Source organism: Serratia sp. H402Y, from assembly GCF_051172415.1.
Taxonomy (GTDB): domain Bacteria; phylum Pseudomonadota; class Gammaproteobacteria; order Enterobacterales; family Enterobacteriaceae; genus Serratia; species Serratia ureilytica.
In genome coordinates, this window is sequence record NZ_JBPIYZ010000001.1 from 913,251 (window position 1) to 932,391 (window position 19,141).

General features: G+C 56.1%; 21 protein-coding genes and 2 tRNA genes. 12 read left to right on the forward strand and 11 right to left on the reverse strand.

What is annotated here, in order from left to right:
• Positions 1-6: 6 nt before the first annotated feature.
• Positions 7-1,197, reverse strand: a complete 1,191-nt coding sequence (gene rlmI, locus ACSBQS_RS04480) for a 23S rRNA (cytosine(1962)-C(5))-methyltransferase RlmI (RefSeq protein ID WP_042784137.1) — start codon at positions 1,195-1,197, stop codon at positions 7-9.
• Positions 1,198-1,290: 93 nt separating this feature from the next.
• Between rlmI and yccX the strand changes: the two genes are divergently transcribed.
• Complete coding sequence (gene yccX, locus ACSBQS_RS04485) at positions 1,291-1,569, forward strand: acylphosphatase (RefSeq protein ID WP_042784138.1); 279 nt, start codon at positions 1,291-1,293, stop codon at positions 1,567-1,569.
• A gap of 34 nt (positions 1,570-1,603) precedes the next feature.
• On the opposite strand, the gene tusE is transcribed toward yccX, so the two are convergent.
• Together tusE and yccA are read right to left on the reverse strand one after the other, a co-directional pair.
• Positions 1,604-1,933, reverse strand: a complete 330-nt coding sequence (gene tusE / locus ACSBQS_RS04490; RefSeq protein ID WP_033642601.1) for a sulfurtransferase TusE — start codon at positions 1,931-1,933, stop codon at positions 1,604-1,606.
• Between the two features lie 110 nt (positions 1,934-2,043).
• Positions 2,044-2,703, reverse strand: coding sequence for an FtsH protease modulator YccA (yccA, locus tag ACSBQS_RS04495; RefSeq protein ID WP_033642602.1), 660 nt, complete (start codon positions 2,701-2,703; stop codon positions 2,044-2,046).
• A 229-nt stretch (positions 2,704-2,932) separates the two neighbouring features.
• On the opposite strand from yccA, the gene ACSBQS_RS04500 reads away from it, so the two are divergent.
• The 8 genes from ACSBQS_RS04500 to ACSBQS_RS04535 all read left to right on the forward strand — a co-directional run bounded on the left by ACSBQS_RS04500 (position 2,933) and on the right by ACSBQS_RS04535 (position 10,487).
• A tRNA-Ser gene (locus ACSBQS_RS04500) sits at positions 2,933-3,020 on the forward strand.
• A 228-nt stretch (positions 3,021-3,248) separates the two neighbouring features.
• Positions 3,249-3,461, forward strand: a complete 213-nt coding sequence (locus ACSBQS_RS04505; RefSeq protein WP_004928089.1) for a hypothetical protein — start codon at positions 3,249-3,251, stop codon at positions 3,459-3,461.
• A gap of 821 nt (positions 3,462-4,282) precedes the next feature.
• Positions 4,283-4,879 carry a fimbrial protein gene (locus tag ACSBQS_RS04510; RefSeq protein ID WP_369825806.1) on the forward strand — a complete coding sequence of 199 codons (597 nt, stop codon included), beginning with the start codon at positions 4,283-4,285 and terminating at the stop codon, positions 4,877-4,879.
• 54 nt (positions 4,880-4,933) lie between these two features.
• Positions 4,934-5,629: a fimbrial biogenesis chaperone gene (locus tag ACSBQS_RS04515; protein WP_046688451.1), complete on the forward strand. Its 696-nt coding sequence runs from the start codon at positions 4,934-4,936 to the stop codon at positions 5,627-5,629.
• A 14-nt stretch (positions 5,630-5,643) separates the two neighbouring features.
• A complete protein-coding gene (locus ACSBQS_RS04520; RefSeq protein ID WP_434989757.1) occupies positions 5,644-8,139 on the forward strand; it encodes a fimbria/pilus outer membrane usher protein in 2,496 nt (831 codons plus the stop codon).
• Between the two features lie 15 nt (positions 8,140-8,154).
• Complete coding sequence (locus ACSBQS_RS04525; protein WP_004928073.1) at positions 8,155-9,219, forward strand: fimbrial protein; 1,065 nt, start codon at positions 8,155-8,157, stop codon at positions 9,217-9,219.
• A 136-nt stretch (positions 9,220-9,355) separates the two neighbouring features.
• Complete coding sequence (locus ACSBQS_RS04530; RefSeq protein ID WP_049866670.1) at positions 9,356-9,880, forward strand: hypothetical protein; 525 nt, start codon at positions 9,356-9,358, stop codon at positions 9,878-9,880.
• A gap of 91 nt (positions 9,881-9,971) precedes the next feature.
• Positions 9,972-10,487: a response regulator transcription factor gene (locus ACSBQS_RS04535; RefSeq protein ID WP_197666393.1), complete on the forward strand. Its 516-nt coding sequence runs from the start codon at positions 9,972-9,974 to the stop codon at positions 10,485-10,487.
• Between the two features lie 73 nt (positions 10,488-10,560).
• Here the strand turns inward: ACSBQS_RS04535 and ACSBQS_RS04540 are convergent, their stop codons facing one another.
• The 4 genes from ACSBQS_RS04540 to ACSBQS_RS04555 all read right to left on the reverse strand — a co-directional run bounded on the left by ACSBQS_RS04540 (position 10,561) and on the right by ACSBQS_RS04555 (position 13,395).
• Complete coding sequence (locus ACSBQS_RS04540) at positions 10,561-11,361, reverse strand: DNA/RNA non-specific endonuclease (protein WP_033650698.1); 801 nt, start codon at positions 11,359-11,361, stop codon at positions 10,561-10,563.
• 187 nt (positions 11,362-11,548) lie between these two features.
• Complete coding sequence (locus ACSBQS_RS04545) at positions 11,549-11,863, reverse strand: hypothetical protein (protein ID WP_016928271.1); 315 nt, start codon at positions 11,861-11,863, stop codon at positions 11,549-11,551.
• 236 nt (positions 11,864-12,099) lie between these two features.
• Entirely contained in the window at positions 12,100-12,699 is a 600-nt protein-coding gene (gene wrbA, locus ACSBQS_RS04550; RefSeq protein ID WP_033650699.1) for an NAD(P)H:quinone oxidoreductase, read from the reverse strand.
• Positions 12,700-12,777: 78 nt separating this feature from the next.
• Positions 12,778-13,395, reverse strand: a complete 618-nt coding sequence (locus ACSBQS_RS04555) for a LysE family translocator (RefSeq protein ID WP_434989761.1) — start codon at positions 13,393-13,395, stop codon at positions 12,778-12,780.
• A 68-nt stretch (positions 13,396-13,463) separates the two neighbouring features.
• Between ACSBQS_RS04555 and ACSBQS_RS04560 the strand changes: the two genes are divergently transcribed.
• Positions 13,464-14,387: a LysR family transcriptional regulator gene (locus ACSBQS_RS04560; protein ID WP_197749728.1), complete on the forward strand. Its 924-nt coding sequence runs from the start codon at positions 13,464-13,466 to the stop codon at positions 14,385-14,387.
• On the opposite strand, the gene ACSBQS_RS04565 is transcribed toward ACSBQS_RS04560, so the two are convergent.
• Both ACSBQS_RS04565 and ACSBQS_RS04570 read right to left on the reverse strand, forming a co-directional pair.
• Positions 14,371-14,838 (reverse strand): helix-turn-helix domain-containing protein, encoded by a 468-nt coding sequence (locus ACSBQS_RS04565; protein ID WP_033650701.1) that lies wholly within the window; start codon positions 14,836-14,838, stop codon positions 14,371-14,373. The two genes, ACSBQS_RS04560 and ACSBQS_RS04565, sit on opposite strands and share 17 nt — an antisense overlap.
• Positions 14,839-14,955: 117 nt before the next feature.
• On the reverse strand, positions 14,956-15,531 hold the full coding sequence (locus ACSBQS_RS04570) for a helix-turn-helix domain-containing protein (RefSeq protein WP_033642611.1): 576 nt from the start codon (positions 15,529-15,531) through the stop codon (positions 14,956-14,958).
• A 67-nt stretch (positions 15,532-15,598) separates the two neighbouring features.
• Here ACSBQS_RS04570 and ACSBQS_RS04575 point away from each other — a divergent pair, with 67 nt between their 5' ends.
• Positions 15,599-16,522, forward strand: a complete 924-nt coding sequence (locus ACSBQS_RS04575) for a DMT family transporter (RefSeq protein ID WP_033642612.1) — start codon at positions 15,599-15,601, stop codon at positions 16,520-16,522.
• 50 nt (positions 16,523-16,572) lie between these two features.
• Here the strand turns inward: ACSBQS_RS04575 and cycA are convergent, their stop codons facing one another.
• Complete coding sequence (gene cycA / locus ACSBQS_RS04580; RefSeq protein WP_033642613.1) at positions 16,573-17,973, reverse strand: D-serine/D-alanine/glycine transporter; 1,401 nt, start codon at positions 17,971-17,973, stop codon at positions 16,573-16,575.
• Positions 17,974-18,323: 350 nt separating this feature from the next.
• Between cycA and ACSBQS_RS04585 the strand changes: the two genes are divergently transcribed.
• Positions 18,324-18,399 (forward strand) — tRNA-Arg (locus tag ACSBQS_RS04585).
• A gap of 220 nt (positions 18,400-18,619) precedes the next feature.
• Here ACSBQS_RS04585 and ACSBQS_RS04590 read toward each other — a convergent pair.
• On the reverse strand, positions 18,620-19,123 hold the full coding sequence (locus ACSBQS_RS04590; protein ID WP_033642614.1) for a DedA family protein: 504 nt from the start codon (positions 19,121-19,123) through the stop codon (positions 18,620-18,622).
• Positions 19,124-19,141: the final 18 nt, after the last annotated feature.

Below are 19,141 nucleotides of genomic sequence, written 5' to 3' on the forward strand. Positions count from 1 at the left end.
TTCAAGTTACATCACCCGACAAGCGAAGCCTTTCAGATACAGCCCCTCAGGGTACGTGGCGATCACCGGGTGATCGGCAGCCTGGCGGAACTGTTCTATAAATTGTACATCACGTCCGGCATCTACAGCGGCGTCGGCCAAAATTTTCTGGAACAGATCGGTCGGCATCAGCCCGGAGCAAGAGAAGCTGAGCAGAATGCCGCCCGGGTTCAGCAGCTGCAGCGCCAGCATATTAATGTCTTTGTAGCCACGGCAGGCGCTGGCCAGCTGGTTTTTGTTCTCGACGAACTTCGGCGGATCCATGATGATCAGATCGAATTTCTCGCCCTGGGCGCGGTAGTTGCGCAGCAGTTGGAACACGTCATCGCGAACGAACTCTGCCTTGTTCAGATCCAACTTGTTGAGCTCGACGTTCTGTCTGGCGATATCCAGCGCCGCCTGCGAGGTATCTACACTGATCACCTGCGCGCAGCCGCCCATCAGAGCGGAAACGGCGAAGGCGCCGGTGTAGGAGAAGCAGTTCAGCACCCGGCGGCCGGCGGAGTAGTTACGCGCCGCCAGGCGGCTGTCGCGCTGATCGAGATAGAAACCGGTCTTGTGCCCTTGCTGAATGTCCACCAGCAGTTTCATGCCGTGTTCGGTGATCGGCAGCAGCTCCGGCGGCAGATCGCCCAGCACCGGGCCTTGCGCCAGCGGCAGGCCTTCTTTTTTACGCACCGCCACGTCGGAGCGATCGTAAATCGAACATTCCGGGTAGCAATGCTGCAGGGCGGAAAGCAGCGCCGGGCGCTGATATTCGGCGCCGGCGGACAGCAGCTGCAGCACCAGGAAATTCTGGAAGCGATCGATAGTGATGCCCGGCAGGCCGTCGGATTCGCCGGCGATCAGGCGGTATCCGTCCAGGCCGTCGCGCTGCGCGACCCAATCACGCCAGCTTTGCGCTTGCTGCAGGCGGCGAATGAAGAAATCGATGTTAATCTCTTCATCCTGCTGGAAAGTCCAGACGCGTGCGCGGATCTGCGACTCGGGCGAATAGGCGCCGCGAGCCAGCCATTTGCCCTGGCTGTCGAGAATATCGATGGTTTCACCGGAGAGCGCTTTGCCCTCGACGCGTTGAACGGCGCCGGAGAATACCCAAGGGTGACGACGGAGTAAGGACTTTTCACGTCCTTTGGCGAGAAACAGGCGTACGGTCATAATTAATAATGCTGCCAGCTAGGATAGAAAGAGTGACACGGCGGTGCAAAGGCACGGCAATGCCATAACGAAAACTGAATTAAGGGGGCGATTATGACACAAGTTTGCATTGCTGCGTATGTGTATGGCGTGGTGCAGGGGGTAGGGTTTCGCTATTCCACTCAGCGGCAGGCCGAGGCGCTGGGGGTGACGGGCTATGCGCGCAACCTTGATGACGGCAGCGTTCAGGTGGTGGCCTGCGGCACACAGGCGCAGGTGGACTCGCTGGTCGCATGGCTGAAGCAGGGCGGCCCGCGCAGCGCGCGCGTCGAACGCGTGCTGGTGGAGCCGCAGGGCGTGACCGACTACGACGGGTTCGGCATTCGCTATTAAGCGCTCGCCTGCAGCGGCGCTGCGGGCGGAGCGGTCAGATGCATTTTACCGGTTTGGGCAACCCGGCGATCTTGGTGGCCTGTTTGGCCGGCCCTTTCGGGAACAGGCGGTACAGATAGCGGCTGTTGCCTTTTTCTTCGCCGTATTTCTGCGCCATGGCTTTGACCAGCATGCGAATAGCCGGTGAGGTATTGAATTCCTGATAGAAGTCGCGCACAAAGCGCACCACTTCCCAGTGTGCTTCGGTGAGCACGATCTCTTCCTGCGCGGCCAGCAGCGGCGCCAGGCCTTCATGCCAGTCGGCGCTGTTTTTCAGATAGCCCTGCGCGTCAGTGTCGATAACCCGACCTTCAAACTCCAACATACTGCCTCGATAACGGATAATTCGGAACGGCCGCCAGTTTAGCAAATTTTTTCAGCCGCAAAAAATAAAGCCCCGCCGGAGCGGGGCCTGAAAGGCGGGGTAACACGCGATCAGTTGCTGCGGGCGAAGCCCAGAATGCTCAACAGGCTGATGAACATGTTGTACAGCGACACGTACAGGCTGACGGTGGCGCGAATGTAGTTGGTCTCGCCGCCGTGAATGATGTTGCTGGTTTCCCACAGGATCGCGCCGGCGGAGAACAGAATGAACAGCGCGCTGATCGCCAGGTGCAGAGCAGGGATCTGCAGGAACAGGTTGGCGATCACCGCCACCAGCAGCACCACAAAACCGGCCATCATCATGCCGGACAGGAACGACATGTCTTTACGGGTGGTCAGCACGTAGGCCGAGCAGCAGAAGAACACCGCGGCGGTGCCGCCCAGCGCCAGCATGATCAGATCGCCCGCGCCGGCGTTCAGGAACGAGCTGAGGATCGGGCCGAGGGCATACCCCATGAAACCGGTCAACGCGAACGCCGCCAGAATGCCTGCCGGGCTGTTGGCCAGTTTATGCGTCAGGAACATCAGCCCGTAGAAGCCAACCAGCATCAGCAGCAAGCCCGGCGCAGGCAGGCCCAGCAGGGTACTGGCGGTTGCGGTCAGCGCCGAGAAAGCCAGCGTCAGGGATAACAGGAAATAGGTGTTGCGCAGGACTTTATGCGTGCTGAGCAGGGAGTCGCGCGAGGAAGACGAGACGACAATGCGGTCCATAATGATCTCTCTTATCAGGCCATCACAAAATAATCCCGATGATAGGCAGCGCAAGCGCTTGATTAAAGTTTGTTTACCAATCTTTACCCTTAGTTATCATTGTTGCAACAGCGGGGGGAGCGGCCACGCGTTTGTTCGCCGGCTTGCATCATTCCGTCGATTTTTCGCGCGGTTGAACGCGCCTGGGCTTTACAAGCGAATAAGCTCTGTTTATAGTGCGCGTCGTTGCGGAGGGGTGGCCGAGTGGCTGAAGGCAACGGTCTTGAAAACCGTCGACGGGAAACCGTTCCAGAGTTCGAATCTCTGCTCCTCCGCCATACATTCTGACCCCGCGCTCTTAGAGCGCGGGGTTTTTTTGCTTTTGCGTGCTGAGAACTTGACGGTCGCCCGCAGGAAACGCGAACGGCTATTGATAAGGGCTACGCATCGGTGAGATTATGCGGTCATCAAGGCAGGCTGCTCGGATGCCTGCTGCTGTCAGGCGTGACCGGCACGATAATTAACGCCGCCTTATCGATTTTGCTTAATACTCTTAGGAGACAGAGATGAACTGGTATCAAGTCGCCCTATGGACCATGATTTTTCTCAAGTCCGGCGCTTTCCTGGTGTTCGTATGGTGGTGGATGTTCAAACGTGCGACCAAACCCTATGAGCGTCCGAAAGACGTCGTGGTCGACGAGACGCCGTATGACGATAGCCTTACGATGGAAGAGGTGATGAAGAATCACGGCATCGTACGGACTGAAAAGCCGCTCTGATCGTCGAATGTCTGTGTTGCTATCAACCCGAGCCTGTGGCGCTCGGGTTTTTTATTCCCGCCGTTACTCGCGATGCATCCCTTTTCCCCTATCTTGTTTGACCCCTGTAGCGATTATTTAAATGAATTATCTTTCAGTATATTTTTAAATATACTTTAAAGGTGAGTTTTATATTGATAGGGAAAGATATATTTTTCTCTGAAAAATTCATCCTTATCGACTGAGCAAAGAAAAATTCGGACGCTGTTTCTTGTGTGTCTGAATATTCATGTGCAGAGAGTGTCGCATTTTCGGGCTACTCCTATAGCGGTAGGTCGGATAATTTTTAAGGTAGGGGAAAAGTAAACCTTACGTGAGGGGATGAAGGGGGTTAAGGAATCTAAGATTTTTCTTTGTATGTGTTTTTTCTTTTTATATCAATGGTTTTTTGTTTTTTACGCCACAAGCGCTTTTATGAGGAAATGGCGGCGCTCATTGAACCCGCGCAGTAAGCAGGCTGTCGTACTCACTCTTTTAAGGCGCGCATCCTTCCGGCCATTGCTCGATTCATTTTTTTTATTGTTATGAAAATTATTTGATTCGATGTTGCAATTTTTTTGTCTTTGGAATTAATATGTCCTGCATCTGGCGGTGAATGAGATTTTTCCCATTGTCGGATATCTTTTAGAATACACTTGGATATATATAAATATATACCGTCGCATATAAACTTTTAGATGGCAGGATGCTGTCAATACTCTGCTATTGCCTAAGCTTCGTTAGCCTCTAAACGGTTTAATGGTGTAGGTCATTTTATATATGCTCTCTCAGCGAAGAAAGTAATGGGGTTTATTATGATTAAGCAAGGCATCTCTTTGGCGGTATTGGCTGCCGCGTTAACATCTGTGGGCGCAACGGCGGCAGATAATTCCGCCGGTGGCGTTATTTCGTTTAGCGGTGCCGTTACGGATACCACTTGTACCATCAATGGCGGGAAAAGCGCCGATTTTACCGTTGCGCTCAGCCCGATTTCCGTGACTGATGCGGGCACCGTGGTCGGCCCCATCACCAAAAACAAGAAATCTTTCTCGCTGACGTTCTCCGGCTGCACGCCGGCGGCGGGAACGGCCGGTACGCCGCTGAAGATCTACTTCTCTTCGGCGAATAATATCTCTACCGACGGGAAATATCTGCTGAACAGCTCCGTGAATGAAAGCGACGCCGCCGTAGCGAAAAACGTCGGTTTTTCTCTGGCTGAGCCGGGTTCATCCACGCCGATTCCGTTGAACGTGCCTTATGTCACCAAGATCAAAGGCGATAAAACGGCGCCGGATGCCGAAACGCTGACGCTGGACGCCTATTACTACAAGACCAATGCGTTGGAAGCAAAAGTGGGGGAATTGAGTTCCAACGTGACTTACACCATTTCTTACCTGTAATTGCAATTAAGCCAGGCCTGCGCCCAAGGCAAAGGCCTGGCTTCTGGGGTGACTATGAAACAGTGCTTAATCTTTGCTGGATTGTTTCTCAGCAGCTTTTGCGCCGATGCCAATATTGTAATTAATGGAACGCGCGTTATTTATCCGGAAAAAAACAAGGATGTTATCGTTCAGTTAGTCAACAATGGTGACGATCCGGCACTGGTGCAGGCATGGATTGATGACGGTGATATAAACTCGACGCCTGAAACGGCAAACGTGCCGTTCTTGTTATCCCCGCCGGTTGTGAAAGTTGCCGGAAATAATGGCCAGCAATTACGCATACAAAAAATGAGCGCGGCGCTTCCCGGCGATCGTGAGTCGGTATTTTATTTGAATGTGCTGGATATCCCGCCTACGCCGGAGAATTTGCAGGGCGTCAATACGCTGCAATTAGCCATCAAATCACGCATCAAGCTATTTTATCGCCCGGCAGGGTTAACCGGCAGTGTCAATAACATCACCGACTTCATTGAACTCCAGGCGGCGGGGAAGGGATTTAAGGTTATCAACAAAGGCCCTTACTATTTTACGTTGGCCAATGTTGATCAGAAAGGCAAAAAGAATCTGTTGGTCGATTCAGTGATGGTCGGGCCATATTCCAGCCTCTTTGCCCCGACCAAAGTTGGCGTGAGCCGGAATATTCCCTACACCCTGCTCTATATCGACGACCTGGGGGCTTATAAATCTAAAGCCATTACAGCCCGCTAACGTGAAGAACGGCCATGAAGCTTAAACTAAAATTGCTTTCGATACTGACCGCATCTGTATTCATACCGTTAAATAAAGCATCGGCGATGAAATTCGACACTTCTCTATTGGCCGGTGCGTCCAGCGAATCCGATCTGTCGCGTTTTTACCTCAATAATGACATGCCGGCAGGCACGCAAACGGTCGACGTGTATGTCAACCAGAGTTGGAAAGGGCGGTTCTCGTTGCAGTTCGGCGAACATAAAGGCGATATTCGCATCGCCCATCGTGACGCCGCCCTGTTGGGCATCGATATGAGTCGTTTGTCCATCGGGGTGGACAAGGGGCCGATCCCCGTCCAAACGTTGGTGCAAGGAGGAAGGGCGGACTTCGATGTGGGGACGTTGAGCCTTAAGCTGACGGTGCCCCAGTCGCGAGTGATTCGCGCAGAGGCCGGCTATGTTGACGCCAAATTTTGGGATCGCGGCGTGCCTGCGCTGCTGCTGGCCTATAACGCCACCTATTACCACGTGCAGTCGTTGCAGGGCGACAAGGCGTCAAACGACGATTTCTATACCGGTTTGGAATCGGGGGTCAATCTGGCGGGTTGGCAATTCAGAGACAGCAGCAATTTCCGCAGCAGTTCGCGGCAAGGCAGCGATTGGCAAAATAATACTCGCTATGTGCAGCGTGGCTTCGCCGCCATCAAATCGAACCTGACGATGGGCGATTTCTATTCGCCGGGTGATTTGTTCGACTCGATTCGGGTGCGGGGCGGCGCTTTAGCCTCGGATATCAACATGCGGCCCAATTCGCAGCAGGGCTTTTCGCCGATAGTACGGGGCGTGGCGCAGAGCAATGCCCTGGTGAAAGTATTGCAAAACGGCAACCTCATCTATCAGGAGAACGTGCCGCCGGGCGCCTTTACGCTGGACAATATATTGCCGACCGGTTCTGCGGGGGATCTGTTGGTCGTGGTCAGGGAAGCCGACGGGCGGGAACAATCCTTTACCGTGCCGTTTTCCGCCGTTCCCAACATGTTGAAGCAGGGCGTCAGCAAATATGGCCTGGTTGCCGGTAAGGTCAATCAGGCGGATACCGACTATGCGCCCGCTTTCGTGCAGGGCACGCTGCAGTACGGCTTCAATAATCTGGTCACCGGTTATGCCGGTACGATCCTCAGCGAGGACTATCGCGCCTGGCTGCTGGGCAGTGGCTGGAATCTGCCGTTCGGCGCGGTATCCGTCGATGTGGCTCAGGCCTCGACGCATTTGCAGGATCGCAATGAGAATGGGCAAAGTTTTCGGATCGCCTACAGCAAGTTTTTGGACGCTACCGCAACCAACTTCACGCTGGCGGCATACCGTTATTCGACCAAAGGTTATTACAGTTTCAACGATGCCATCTACACCCATCAAGGCTACCGCGAGCGTGACAAGCGCTTTCACGATTATTGGAACGATCGGGATGACGATGAGCTTGCCCCGCTGGATTTGAATACCTGGGACGCCGTTCGCGCCGCTCGTCCGCGCAATACCTTCAATTTGAACCTGAATCAGAGGCTCGCAGACGGGTGGGGCACGCTCTATTTCTCCGGCACCCAGCGCGACTATTGGTCGGATACGAATAAAAGCCGGGAATACCAGCTCGGGTATTCAAACGCCTTCGCGCGCGTCAGTTACAACATTTCCGCGAGTCGCGTGAGAAATTCCGATCGCAAAGAAGAGACGCGGTTTTATCTCTCTCTGAGCGTGCCGTTGTCGATGTTCGACAACAATGCCTATCTCAGCACCAGCTTATCCGCCACCGATTCGCACTATCAGCAAAGCTCGCTGAGCCTGAGCGGCAATGCGCTGGAATCAAACCGTCTGAGTTATGCGCTTGCCGGCAGCAATCAAAGCGGCGGCAACAGCATGGCGAGCGTGAATGCCGCCTATCGCGCCAACGCGACGACCGTCGGCGGCTCCTACAGTGAATCATCAGACTATCGACAGTTGGGCATGAGCGCCCGCGGCAGCCTGGTGGCGATCCCTTGGCATTTGCTGGCGTCCAACGAAATGGGCAACACCATGATGGTGGTGGACGCGCCCAAGGCCAAAGGGCTGATGGTGAACGGCGACGAGAGCATCGTCACTAACGACGAAGGGCTGGCTTTGGTGCCTTACGCCACGCCTTACCGGCAAAACTCCGTGACATTGTCGGATACCGGCAACAGTTCCGGCGCCGAGATCGTCGGCAATATCGCCAACAGCGTGCCCTATGCCGGCGCCGTCAACTATTTGAGATTCGAAACCGATCGGCGTCGGCCTTATACGCTGCGCGCCTTTAAGCCCGGCAATAAGCCCCTGCCATTTGGTGCGGAGGTGGCGGATCAAAGCGGGCATGCCATTGGCTTCGTCGGGCAGGCCAGCGTCCTGTATCTGCGGGTGGAGCAGCAGCCAACGTCACTGGAGGTCAGGCTGAATGACGGTGTCTGCAAGATTGAACGCCCGAAAATCTCGATGGACAGCGCAGCCAACACATGTCGATAAAAGGATAATTACACCATGCTCAGGATACTCGCACTGACCCTGTCCCTGTTGTTCAGCGGTTACAGTTACGCTTCATGCTACGGCAACGGCATCCAATATGCGCCGCCTATCTACGTCGATTTGTCGGATAAGCTCAGCGATAAAACCCCGGTCTGGGAAGGCAGTTTTTATACGCAATACAGCGGTTCATTCAGTTGTTCAACCTCGAGCAGCGAATTCGGCTATACGCGCATCCTGTCAACCGACAGCACAAAGGCGACCATTCTGGGATTCAACAACGGTAAATATTGGATACGCGCTGAAATAACCAACGACATCGCCAACAAAAAACTTAGCGGTTGGGGATCGCACTCCGCTTCGGAATTGAATCAGCCGATGAATATTCGTTTCAGTCTGGTCAGCAAGACGGGCACATCGATACCCGGCGACACGGTTAGCCTTAAGGACGTGATGTTCGTGACCGATCTGAGCGGGATGTCCTTGCTGGAGATCATTTTGTGGCCCGCCAAGCAGTTGGTGAAGATCTTGACCTGGCTGCTCAACGGTTTCAATTGGCCTTACGATCAGCGCGATATGTACGGACAGCCGATGACCATCAAGTATGCGCCCAAGATGACGACCTGCACTTTCGACAATGCCGGCCTGGCGGTGAAGTTGCCGACGCTGGGGATATCGCAGATTACTCAGGGGGCGCAAAATGGCCTGACGCCCTTTACGCTGAATTTCAGCTGCCAGAATCGGCAAAGTGGCGGCACGGCCGATCGGGATATCAATATGTTTTTATCCAGCAATAATCTGTTGTCTTCGGATAATACGGTTTTGATTGATAAAAGCGCTGAGGCGGCAAAAGGCATTGGCATCCGGCTGGTCAAGACGGCTTCGCCGAATAATCCCGTCACGCTGTCGCTTTCCAGCGTGACGCCAGGTGCGGCGACTTCATTATTTCACGTGGGAACCGGCAATGCCTTGGATGCACAATTTTCCATCGGCATGGCGGCCTATTATTATCCTTACAGCCCCACCGCAATGAGCAGCGGGGGAATTAACACATCGGCTACGCTTAACATTATATATAAATAATTCTTTTGTTATTTTTAATAATAAAAAACAGGTTGCCACATATAAGAAAAATCTTAACATGGTAATTGGTGGCGAATATTATTTGCTTGAATAATATTGGTGTTTAATCCGGATCTCTATGTTGAGGATGAATTGTATGACGGAACAAATCCAGATCGGTGTCAAAGTGGAAAAATCGCTAAAAGATGAGGTTGACGTCATTCTTCGCGGTTTGGATATTAAGCCGACGACGGCGATAAATGGGCTTTATCAATATATCTCGCAGCATGGAGAGCTCCCTTTTGTCATATCAACCAGCGTGAAAACACCGAAGGATATCGCCGGCGGGTTGTTCAAGAACCTGTTTTCCTTACAAAGCACGCTCAGCGTTTTCCTGGATAAAGTGCAAATGAAGCGGTGTGTCAGCAGGGAGGAAGTATTGATTGTGCTCGATATATTGCGCGACTTTATCGTTGGTTTTCGCCAAAGCGCGCAATATCTCGGCGCTTCGCCTTTCGGTCGGCGCGTAGTTTGGAAGGATGCCGTATGCGCCGTCGAGAGTATTCATGAAATTCTAGATAATAACGTGAAATACAGTGAAGATGGCATTATGAATTTGGATGAAAAATATCTCTCATCGCTGTCCGCATTGCTGATCTCATTATGTTCTTCACTTAAGTAAGTCGGACCAATAAAGTTAATTGACATGACTGCCATGGGGGCGTTGTTAAAAACGCGCCCATGACAAATAGCAATGGGGTGATCCTGTGCGAGTGGCTATATTTTCTGATGATTACTATTTATTCTATGGCATATCGCAGATCTTAATGTCGTTGGAGGGCGTTGAAGTTATGGGGCTGCATTCATCTGCACGCCGTGGATTACATGCCATGTATTGTCATGCAGAAGTGGTCATCGTCTCTTTCTCGTCTATCTGTCGGGTTATGAATTTCTTATCGCATATTATCGACAGGCCTGACAATACGATCGTCTTAACCGGCGTGGAAACGCCGCGACTGGCGAATTTTAACTGTCTGAAAAAAAACATTGGTCTTACGACGTTCGTTGAGGCAATAAAAATGTTCACCGCGAGCTGCAAAGGGAAGAGCCTGTCGCCGCGCGAGCTTTCGGTGTTGGCCATGCTGCTGGCGGGAAAACCGAATACCGGCGTCGCTAAGGCGTTGGGCATTTCCGAGAAAACCGTCAGCCAGCATAAAATGAACGCCATGCGTAAATTGGAAATCGAACGTTTTCACCAATTTATTGTTGCGGCGGATGAGCGAGTGTAAGCGTGATGCCGTTGGCGGAGTGAGCGCCGTCTGATGCCCGAGTAAAATAAACCCGCCGAAGCGGGTTTTTCCGTCAGTTTTTGCAGCCCATCAACTCCGGCAGAACGCCGGGCTTGTTCTTCAGCGAAGCCTGTACGTCGTCAGGCAGACCAGCCCAGATGATCAGGCCGGTGCGTTTCTCGATCTCGTCCACCGTCACGCGGAATTGGCAAAAATCGGCGCCCTTCGGCGTGTTTTGATCGAACAGGAAAGCGGCATAGTGGTTCACCGCCGGGCTGTTGTTGATGAAAATCACCTTCCAGTAGGCGCTGGGGATGGTGTGCGCTTTCTGGGTGCCCGGCAGTTTGCCCATATCGCGTTCATACAGCGGCCCGGTCACGGTATAGACCGAAGAGATGTCCGCGCGATCGATAAGCTTGCGCTCCTGATCTTCCAACCGCGCCCAGGCGCCCTGGTTCAGGTCGGACTTTTGCGGCGTGATGTTGGACAGGTAGTTCAGCGATTCCCAGTCGGAAACGCCGGCCAACGAGGCCAGCGGCGCCTGATGGCCGCGATCGACCTTCAACGCCGCGTTGGCGCCGGTGTAATCGGCAGGGGCCAGGGTATCTGCCGGATTGAGCGCCGGGTCGGTTTTCCAGTTGCGCGTCTTGCCGCTGGCCGGCGTGTCTTTGGTGATGTGATAGGCCACCCAGTTGGCGAATTTGGTGGTGCTGTTATTGTTCAACGTATAAGCATGACGCACGATCGACACATTGCTGCTGCCGCCGGTCGGGCAGCCAACCGCGCAGTTGTCGATAGATTCGAGCGTCTCGGCCGACGCCTGTGCGGCGAACAGCAGGGCGGCCAGGGCCAACATCTTGTTGTTAAAGCGCATATTCATATCCTCAATAAGTTAAAAAATACTGTATATATTTACAGTAAATTAAACTTATCGCAGTGAAACGAATACAACAATGCAACACATTCATGTTGTGAATGTGTCAGTCATGGTACAGCGATACCGCACGTTAAAGTCGGCAGAAATAAAAACGGCGTCCAACAGACGCCGTTTCAAAAGGGGGTTATTCCAGCAGGTCGTTGACCGTGCGGCGAACGTAGTGCGTCATCTGCGCCAGATCGTCCGGTGATACCGGCCCGCCGCCGGCGCGCACCACCTGCTGCTCAATTTGGGCGATCTCTTGCTCGACCTTGTTGGCGATCTGCACTTTGACTATCTTGTCCACCGAAGACAGCAGCACCTTCAATACCACTTTCAACGCGATGTTTTCGCAGAACGAGTCGTAGTGATGAACCGGCGGCGGCGGGGCCGGAGCCGGCTCGGGCGCGCGCGGAGCCAGAGCTTTGAAGCTGTCTACATTTTCAATAATAAGATCCATGTCTCTTATTAGTTCATCAAAATCTTTAGACACTGACTTATTCCCTTCGCTGTGCGCAAAAAACAGAACGCCCGTCCTCGGGCTGAAAGCCGATGAGCGACGGGCAGAACGAATTCGGGCCTGGCCTTCAGACGCTGAATGGCCGGGGGAGGGGCATTCTAACCTTGCGGCGGGTCGGCAACAAGATGGGGCCGTGCGAATGCGCGGCCCTTTGAATCACGGGTGCAGGAGGGCGATTAACTTTTCAGCTTGGCGGTGATTTTCGCCACGTGCTCGCCCTGATAGCGGGCAATGGTCAGCTCTTCGTTGCTCGGCTGTCGCGAACCGTCGGCGCCGGCGATAGTGGTCGCACCATAGGGGGTGCCCCCGCGCACCTGCGAAACGTCAAACAGCTCCGGCGTCGCATAGCCGATCGGCACGATGATGAAGCCGTGGTGCGCCAGCGTGGTCCAGGTCGAACTGATGGTTTGCTCCTGGCCGCCGCCGGTGCCGGTGGAGGAGAAGACGCTACCCACCTTGCCGTACAGCGCGCCGGAAGCCCACAGGCCGCCGGTCTGATCGAGGAAGGTGCGCATCTGTCCGGCCATGTTGCCGAAGCGGGTCGGCGTACCGAAGATAATGCCATCATAGTCCGCCAGCTCTTGCGGGGTGGCGACCGGCGCCTGCTGGTGTTGCTTGCCCCCGGCCTTGGCGAAGGCTTCCGGCGTCATGGTTTCCGGCACGCGTTTGACCGTCACGTCCACGTTATCGACCCGATTCGCCCCTTCGGCCACCGCCTGCGCCAGGCGTTCGATGTGGCCGTACATTGAGTAATAAAGCACCAACAGTTTCGTCATGTTTCGTACTCCCGCTCAGATGATTAACAAAAACCCCTGATAAGCATAGAAGCGAATGACGAACTTGGCGTCGTGGCGTTACCTGATGCCGGCGATCGCCAACAGGGCGCCAAAGACAATCAGCAGCCCGCCAAAGGTGCGATCGATGCCGCGGCGCAAACGCAAAAAGCGCGCATTGACGCCCGGCGCGGAAAACAGCAGCGCGACGGCGGCGAACCAGAATACATGGACGGCGGCGATAAAGAGGCCATAGCCGATCTGTACGCCGAGCACGGTGTGGGGAGAGACCACCTGCATGAACAGACTGACGATAAAGATGGTGGTTTTCGGATTTAACGCGTTGGTGAGAAAGCCGGTTTTCAGGGCGGCGAGATCGCTGATGGCGGCCGGCGTCGTGGTGGGCGCGGCGTCGTGATGGGTTGCGTTGCGCAGCAGCGTAAAGCCGAGGTAGATCAGGTAGGCGGTGCCGATGCCTTTGAGCAGGTTAAACAACCAGGGCGACTGTTGGATCAACACGCCGACGCCAATCAGCGTATAGCTGACATGGATCAGTACGCCGGCACCAATGCCGCAGGCGGTGAAGATGCCGGCGCGGCGGGAGAGCAGCAGGCTGTTGCGCGAGACCATGGCGAAATCCGGCCCGGGGCTGATTACAGCGAGTAAAGTAATGGTGACGACAGCGATGAGTTCAGTCATAGTTATCCTTGCGATGTTTATCAATAGAGTGACTGATTTATAAGAGTAATTTTTCTCGGTGACAAACGATGAATAGTGACGATATCGGTGAGAAAAACTCACGCAATAAGGCCAGGCCATTGCCGTTGGGCGGGCTGCGCTGTTTCGAGGCCGCCGCGCGGCTGGAAAGTTTCACCCAGGCGGCGCAGGGGCTGAATTTGACGCATGGCGCCATCAGCCGGGCGGTGAGGGCGCTGGAAGAGGAATTGGGCGTGGCGTTGTTTGAGCGCCGCCATCGGCGGGTACTGCTCACGGCGGCGGGCCGCAAGCTGTTTCAGGCGACACAGCAGGCCTTCGGCATTCTGGACCATACCGCGCTGGAGCTGCGTCAGCAGGCGCTCAATGCGCCGCTGGTCTTGTCCTGTGAACCGACCTTATTGATGCGTTGGCTGATCCCGCGTTTGCCGGCTTTTCAGCGGGCGCACCCGGACATCAACTTACAGCTGGTGGCGGGCGGCGGTCCGTTTTCGTTCCATGACGGCATCACGGCGGCGATCCGGCGCAATGACTTCGATTGGGAAAAGCAGGCGCATAGCCTGGCGCTGTTCAATGAAAAGGTCGGGCCGGTGTGTCAACCCGAGGCGCTGACGAGGCTGACGGCCTCTGTGGACGGACGGCGGCTTTTGCGGCCGGGCGCCAAACTGCTGCATGCCGCGACCCGGCCGGATGCCTGGCGGCACTGGGCGCATCAGCAGGGGGTGACATTGGCGGGGCATCCGGAACAGCGCTTTGACCATTTCTATTTCAGTCTGCAGGCCGCGGTAGCCGGCCTTGGTATCGCAATCGGCCCATGGCTGCAGGTGCGAGACGATCTGGCCGCCGGCTTGTTGAGCGCGCCGTTCGGTTTTACGCCCGACGGCAGCGGCTATTACCTGCTGTCGCCGCAGCCTATCGTGCCGGGCAGCGCGTTGGCCCGGCTGGCCGAGTGGCTAACGCTCACGGCAGGCGCCTGAGTTTTTGCGCCAGCCGCTGTTCCTGCCAACGGCTGAAGACGTTGCGCAGCAGCAGGGTGCGCACCGCCCGCATGATCAGCGCGAGGCTCATGCCGCCGATCGCCCATAGCGCCCAGAGATAGTGCGGGTGGGTAAAGACGTTGACAGCGAGCAATATCGCGCCGATGACGGCGAAACGCACCGCCATGCTCAGCAGTTTACCCTCTGCCGCAACCTGGCGACGAAGGCGCTGCGCCTCAGGCGTCTCCTCCTGCGGTGCCTGCGGCGGCGCGTTGAGATCGCTGACCTGCACGCCCAGCGCGGCGGCGATTGCGGTCAAGGTTTCCAGGCTGGCCTGTTCGCCGTTTTCAATCCGCTGTACGGTGCGGGTGCTGAGGCCGGCGATGGCCGCCAACTGCTCCTGCGACCAGCCTTTTTCCAGGCGTAATGGTCTGATGCGGTACTTTTGCATGGTGCACTCCCGAGTTCGCTGTCACTGTCATCCAGTGTAGGAGGCGCGGGGTAGCGGCGCCACGACAGCGGCACGACAGCGACACGACATCCGCCGCCGGTGCGGGCCGGCGGGCAGTCAGAAGGCGACGTTGCGGATAAAGCGCAGCGGGAGATCGCCGTGGTTGGCGTAAGCGTAGCGCTGATCGCTGTTGAAGGTTTGCGTGGCGCCGGCGCTGAGCGTCAGCGTGCCTTGTTCCAGTTCCAGCGTCAGGGTGCCGGCAATCACGTAGATCATTTCGCTCCAGCCTTCGGCGTCCGGCGCCGAGTCGTAGCGCTCGCCCGGCATCAGCGTCCATTCCCACAGCTCGGCCCGTTGGCGCGCCGGCACGCTGGCGGCAAACAGCGCCTGGCTGCCCGGCTGCGCGCCTTGCCAGGCCAACTCGCCTACCAGATGGCTGCCGCGAGCCTCTGGCGCCTGAATCAGATCGGTGAACGAAATCGCCAGGGCGGCGGCGATCTTGTCGAGCACCGCCAGACTGACGTTGCGATCGCCGGCCTCGATGCCCGCCAGCATGCGGCGGCTGACGCCGGAAAGTTCGGCCAGCGCCATCTGGCTCAGGCCCGCCTGTTGGCGGTAGCCGCGCAGATTGCTGCTCAGGTACTGCAGCACTTTGGGGGGATCGGTTTTCGCGTTATGCGCCGTATTGCTCATCGCCGGACTTTATCTCATACTGGCAGGATCTGTGCATTATATTGCACTCAGCAGGAAGGGCAAGCCGGTGTCAGCAGCAAAAAAATCCTTTATTTCCGCCGTGGTTCCGCAAATCAGGTTGCCGGAAGCGGTGTTGATTTTCATCACCATGATCTGGGGCGGCACCTTTTTGGCCGTGCATCACGCGATGCAAGTCAGCGGGCCGTTCTTTTTCGTCGGTCTGCGTTTCGCCACCGCCACGCTGGCGTTGACGCTGTTTTCGCTGCGCGTGCTGCGCGGCCTGACCCTGTATGAACTGAAGGCGGGCGTACTTATCGGGCTGGCGATCATGTTCGGCTACAGCATGCAAACCGTCGGTCTGCAGACGATTACCAGCAGCCAATCGGCGTTCATCACCGCCATGTACGTGCCGATCGTGCCGCTATTGCAATGGCTGGTGCTGGGGCGGTTCCCCGGCATCATGTCGTGGATCGGTATTCTGCTGGCCTTTACCGGCCTGATGCTGCTGGCGGCGCCGAGCAGCACGGACATGTCGCTGAGCCTCGGCGAAATTCTGACGCTGGCCGGCACGCTGGGCATGGCGGCAGAGATCATTCTGATCGGCGCCTTTGCCGGCAAGGTGAATATCCGCCGGGTGACCATTGTGCAGCTGGCGACCGCCTCGCTGGCCTCATTTTTGATGATGGCGCCGACCGGCGAATCGCCGCCGCCGTATTCGGATTACCTGCTGTACAGCGCCATTGGGCTGGGGCTGGCCAGCGCGTTGATTCAGCTGACCATGAACTGGGCGCAGCGCAGCGTTTCACCCACGCGCGCTACGGTGATCTACGCCGGCGAACCGGTCTGGGCGGGCATCGTCGGGCGGCTCGCCGGTGAGCGTTTGCCGGGCGTCGCGTTGTTGGGGGGCGCGTTGATTGTGATCGGGGTGGTGGTCAGCGAGCTGCGCGTACGGCGCAAGGGGAAAGCGGCGGTGGCGACGGAAGCGGATTAGCGCAGAGGCAAGAAAGAGCAAAGGGGCGGAGATATCCGCCCCTTTTTGCATCACGCGGTTTTCTTCTTGCGCAGGAACACGTAAGACAGGCCGAGCAGGATGAACCACAGCGGGGTAACGATCAGCGCCTGGCGGGTGTCTTCGCGCAGCGACAACAGCACCAACACGAACACGAAGAACGCCATGCACACCCAGCACATCAGTTTGCCGGCCGGCATTTTGTAGATCGATTTCTGGTGCAGCGCCGGGCGCCGTTTGCGGTAGACCAGATACGAACACAGGATGATGGTCCAGACGAACATGAACAGAATCGCCGACACGGTGGTCACCAGGGTGAAGACCGTCATCACGTTCGGGATCAGGTAAATCAGCACCACGCCGCCCAGCAGGCAGATGCAGGAGAAGGTGAGGCCGTTGGCCGGCACCGCGCGCTTGGACAGGTTGGCGAACGATTTCGGCGCGTCGCCTTCCTGCGCCAGCCCGAACAGCATGCGGCTGGTGGAGAACACCCCACTGTTGGCGGAGGAGGCGGCGGAGGTCAGTACCACGAAGTTGATCACGCTGGCCGCGGCTGGCAGGCCAATCAGCACGAACAATTCAACGAACGGGCTCTTGTCCGGCACTACGGAGCTCCACGGCGTCACCGACATGATGACGATCAGGGCGAACACGTAGAACATGATGATGCGGATCGGAATCGAGTTGATGGCGCGCGGCAGTGACTTCTCCGGATCCTTGGTTTCCGCCGCGGTGGTGCCCACCAGTTCAATGCCGACGAAGGCGAATACCGCGATCTGGAAGCCGGCGAAGAAACCGCTGATACCTTTCGGGAACATGCCGCCGTCATTCCACAGATGGGTGAACGAGGCTACGGTACCGGTCGGCGACTGGAACTGCATGGCGATCATCACCAACCCGGCGACGATCAGCCCGACGATGGCGACGATTTTGATCATCGCAAACCAAAACTCCATTTCGCCGAACATCTTCACCGTCGCCAGATTAAGGCCGAGCAGCAACAGCACGCACAGCAGCGAAGCGATCCACTGCGACAGTTCAGGGAACCAGAACTGGGCGTAGGCGGTGATCGCCACGACGTCGGCGATGCCGGTGACCACCCAGCAGAACCAGTAGGTCCAGCCGGTGAAGAAGCCGGCCCACGGGCCGAGCAGATCCGCGGCGAAATCGCTGAACGATTTGTATTCCAGGTTGGACAGCAGCAGCTCGCCCATGGCGCGCATCACGAAGAACAGCATAAAGCCGATGATCATGTACACGAAGATGATCGAAGGGCCTGCCAGGCTGATGGTTTTACCGGAGCCCATAAACAGACCGGTGCCGATGGCGCCGCCGATGGCGATCAGTTGAATATGTCGGTTAGTGAGGTTTCGCCGTAGATGATCTTCTGAGGCGGGCGTCGCGTCAGTCGCTATTTTAGAGTGATCTACCATCTGATGATGTCCTGTTTTACCTGTCATTAGTGAAGTCGTGAGCTCTGAAGTGGCTCTTTTTTATACATTTATCCGGTTGGTCCGGCTTTAGTAAGGTAGTGCAATAACGCCACCTTTGTGCAACATGTTTACAACATTTATACGCGGGATAAAAGTCGATCAATCTTTACACGAGAGGAGGCAAATCGGACGTTCAGGGAGCGGAAGATTACTCTTCAAACGATGGGATTAACAGACCTTATGCGGCTTATCTCGTTGATTAAACAAAGGGTTGTAAAATTCGCATGAGAAAAAGTAATGGGTGTAAGCGTTCGACAGCGAGGCTGACAAGAAGGGCGATTTATCTCGTTGGGCCGTTAGCTCAGGCGGATGAGCCGTTGACGCCTAATCAACGAGACAGAGGTTCGCCCCCTGTACGGCCCGCCAACCAAATCAGCGTGTTACGCTCAGACATTTCTTTGATTGTGCCCTCATGGCGCCGTTTTAAGCGCGTATTCTGCAAAAAAATTCGCATTTTTCGACTGATGTTCAGAAAGGTGATCTGGCGCAAACTGCGATGTTGCACCGTACTTTATACGGCAAGGGAGGCTGTGCGCTGGCGCAACGTCGGCGCAGGGATGGGGCATTTGCCCAAGAATCTTTCAGGTCAAGAAACGGGGAACACATGCGCGGCCGACATCAAGAGCAGTGCCCAAACGGCGGCTGAGAGTGCGGCGGTGGCATAGACGTGCCTCGCCGGCAGTTGCAGCATGCCGGCCATCAGCGGCACGGTGTAACGCATCACCGCCAGAAAACGCGAGGCGAACAGCAGCGGCAGCCCGCGCTTTTGCAAGGAACGTTGCGCTTTGCGCAGTGGGGCGTGAAAGCGTGCCGGCAGCCGGCGGCCAAGATCGCGACGGCAGAGCAGTGCGCCGCAGTGGAAAGACAGGATTGAGCCCAACGCCGCGCCAAGGGCGATGGCCGCCCAAACCGCGCCGATCGGCAGCGCATGTTTGCCCGCAAGGATGCCCATCAGCAGCGTCACCGAGGCAGGCGGCAGGACGGAGGACACCACGATCACGGATTTTCCCAGCGCGAACAGGAAAATCAGCAGCAGCAACATCTCCGGTTCCGGGCTGTATTTGGCGATAATGTGCGTCAATTCATCCATTTAACACCTGTGGGCGAG

Coding starts and splice junctions, on each gene's coding strand:
- rlmI (WP_042784137.1), bottom strand. CDS start 1,197: ATGACCGTACGCCTGTTTCTCGCCAAAGGACGTGAAAAGTCCTTACTC.
- yccX (WP_042784138.1), top strand. CDS start 1,291: ATGACACAAGTTTGCATTGCTGCGTATGTGTATGGCGTGGTGCAGGGG.
- tusE (WP_033642601.1), bottom strand. CDS start 1,933: ATGTTGGAGTTTGAAGGTCGGGTTATCGACACTGACGCGCAGGGCTAT.
- yccA (WP_033642602.1), bottom strand. CDS start 2,703: ATGGACCGCATTGTCGTCTCGTCTTCCTCGCGCGACTCCCTGCTCAGC.
- ACSBQS_RS04505 (WP_004928089.1), top strand. CDS start 3,249: ATGAACTGGTATCAAGTCGCCCTATGGACCATGATTTTTCTCAAGTCC.
- ACSBQS_RS04510 (WP_369825806.1), top strand. CDS start 4,283: ATGGGGTTTATTATGATTAAGCAAGGCATCTCTTTGGCGGTATTGGCT.
- ACSBQS_RS04515 (WP_046688451.1), top strand. CDS start 4,934: ATGAAACAGTGCTTAATCTTTGCTGGATTGTTTCTCAGCAGCTTTTGC.
- ACSBQS_RS04520 (WP_434989757.1), top strand. CDS start 5,644: ATGAAGCTTAAACTAAAATTGCTTTCGATACTGACCGCATCTGTATTC.
- ACSBQS_RS04525 (WP_004928073.1), top strand. CDS start 8,155: ATGCTCAGGATACTCGCACTGACCCTGTCCCTGTTGTTCAGCGGTTAC.
- ACSBQS_RS04530 (WP_049866670.1), top strand. CDS start 9,356: ATGACGGAACAAATCCAGATCGGTGTCAAAGTGGAAAAATCGCTAAAA.
- ACSBQS_RS04540 (WP_033650698.1), bottom strand. CDS start 11,361: ATGCGCTTTAACAACAAGATGTTGGCCCTGGCCGCCCTGCTGTTCGCC.
- ACSBQS_RS04545 (WP_016928271.1), bottom strand. CDS start 11,863: ATGGATCTTATTATTGAAAATGTAGACAGCTTCAAAGCTCTGGCTCCG.
- wrbA (WP_033650699.1), bottom strand. CDS start 12,699: ATGACGAAACTGTTGGTGCTTTATTACTCAATGTACGGCCACATCGAA.
- ACSBQS_RS04555 (WP_434989761.1), bottom strand. CDS start 13,395: ATGACTGAACTCATCGCTGTCGTCACCATTACTTTACTCGCTGTAATC.
- ACSBQS_RS04560 (WP_197749728.1), top strand. CDS start 13,464: ATGAATAGTGACGATATCGGTGAGAAAAACTCACGCAATAAGGCCAGG.
- ACSBQS_RS04565 (WP_033650701.1), bottom strand. CDS start 14,838: ATGCAAAAGTACCGCATCAGACCATTACGCCTGGAAAAAGGCTGGTCG.
- ACSBQS_RS04570 (WP_033642611.1), bottom strand. CDS start 15,531: ATGAGCAATACGGCGCATAACGCGAAAACCGATCCCCCCAAAGTGCTG.
- cycA (WP_033642613.1), bottom strand. CDS start 17,973: ATGGTAGATCACTCTAAAATAGCGACTGACGCGACGCCCGCCTCAGAA.
- ACSBQS_RS04590 (WP_033642614.1), bottom strand. CDS start 19,123: ATGGATGAATTGACGCACATTATCGCCAAATACAGCCCGGAACCGGAG.